Source organism: Bradyrhizobium erythrophlei, from assembly GCF_042430365.1.
Classification (GTDB): domain Bacteria; phylum Pseudomonadota; class Alphaproteobacteria; order Rhizobiales; family Xanthobacteraceae; genus Bradyrhizobium; species Bradyrhizobium erythrophlei.
In genome coordinates, this window is sequence record NZ_JBHMET010000205.1 from 1 (window position 1) to 933 (window position 933).

The 933-nt window shown below is 60.8% G+C and carries 1 protein-coding gene; it reads left to right on the forward strand.

The window, feature by feature from the left end:
* The first annotated feature begins 167 nt into the window (after positions 1-167).
* Positions 168-728, forward strand: a complete 561-nt coding sequence (locus tag ACFFWD_RS29220) for a hypothetical protein (RefSeq protein WP_376971217.1) — start codon at positions 168-170, stop codon at positions 726-728.
* The last annotated feature ends 205 nt before the right edge of the window (positions 729-933 follow it).

A 933-nucleotide genomic window follows, 5' to 3' on the forward strand; every position in this document is an offset into this window, starting at 1 on the left:
AGCGGAAGCCCGGCCAGGGGGAGCTGATCGCTCCGCAGCGGCCAAATGGCGCGTTTCAGGGGGCCAAAAGGGAGGCTAGGATAACTACGTGCAATCACCTCGGCGCAGACGCCCGCCTTCGGCTCCTCCGCGGCTGGCATCAGCAAAAATCATGGGAGGATTTCGCGATGAAATCGCTGGCCTATGCAACTCTATTTGCGCTCGCGCTTACCCCGAGCTACGGCTTCGCTCAAGAGCGAACCGGCCACAAGATGAGCGACGAAGACCTGATTAAGCTGTCGCTGTCGGCGGCGCCCGAGGCCATCGCTAAAGACGCAACAATCGTCGCTATGGATCATGACGGCAAGATGCGGACATTGCGCCAAGGAACGGGGCAGTGGACGTGCATGCCAGGGCACGCCGATCCGGCCAACCCGGATCCGATGTGCGGCGATAAAAACGCGATGGAATGGGCGACGGCCTGGATGGATCACAAGGAGCCGCCGGCGAATAAGGTAGGGTTCATGTACATGCTCCGAGGCGACGGAGGTGCAAGCAACACCGACCCGTATGCAACAAAGGAAGAGCCCGGCAACAATTGGATTAAGACCGGCGCACACGTGATGATCGTCGGCTCTGGAGCTAAGATGTTGGATGGTTATCCACGCGATGCGAAGGCAGACCCAACGAGGCCCTATGTGATGTGGCCTGGCACGCAGTACGAACATTTGATGCTGCCGATCCGCTGATCTCGCGATCTCGCGGTTCCTGCGTCCGCGCGGGTTTTTACGAGCGGCGCGGGAAATCCGCATGCTGCGCTGCGACGTGGAGGGGGGCGATGAAACGCGCGTCCCTACCGGTACATATTGCACCGTCACAAGACCTCGGTCGCGAACGGGGCACAGCGGAAGTTGACGGATAACCGAGTGTTGCCGAGCGCGACGCTCGTGACCC

Bases quoted from the DNA above. Each gene is read 5' to 3' on its own strand.
- ACFFWD_RS29220 (WP_376971217.1), top strand. From the start codon at position 168: ATGAAATCGCTGGCCTATGCAACTCTATTTGCGCTCGCGCTTACCCCG.